This window comes from Xanthomonas codiaei (genome assembly GCF_002939785.1).
Classification (GTDB): Bacteria; Pseudomonadota; Gammaproteobacteria; order Xanthomonadales; family Xanthomonadaceae; genus Xanthomonas; species Xanthomonas codiaei.
This window is the reverse complement of sequence record NZ_MDEC01000100.1, coordinates 1-285: the sequence shown is the minus strand read 5'-3', so window position 1 is coordinate 285 and position 285 is coordinate 1. Positions and strand designations below refer to the sequence as shown.

Sequence of the window (285 nt, the reverse complement as noted above, 5' to 3'; positions counted from 1 at the left end):
CAGCGTGTTCGGCGACAGTGGCTATACCGGGGCGGACAAACGCCAAGAACTGCGGGACTGCCAAGCAGTATTCTTCATCGCCGCCAGGCCCTCGACGATGCGGAGCATCGGCAACACACGCGAGCGTGCACGGGAACAGCGTTGGGAACACTTCAAGGCCAGCGTGCGCGCGAAGGTGGAGCATCCATTCCGGGTGATCAAGCGCCAGTTTGGCTACACCAAGGTCCGCTATCGAGGTCTGGCCAAGAACACGGCACAGGTGCTGACCTTGTTTGCGCTGTCAAA

General features: G+C 60.7%; 1 protein-coding gene. It reads left to right on the top strand.

Annotated elements, in window-relative coordinates:
- On the top strand, positions 1 to 285 hold a 285-nt coding region (locus tag XcodCFBP4690_RS22210; RefSeq protein WP_146092055.1), incomplete at both ends, for a transposase.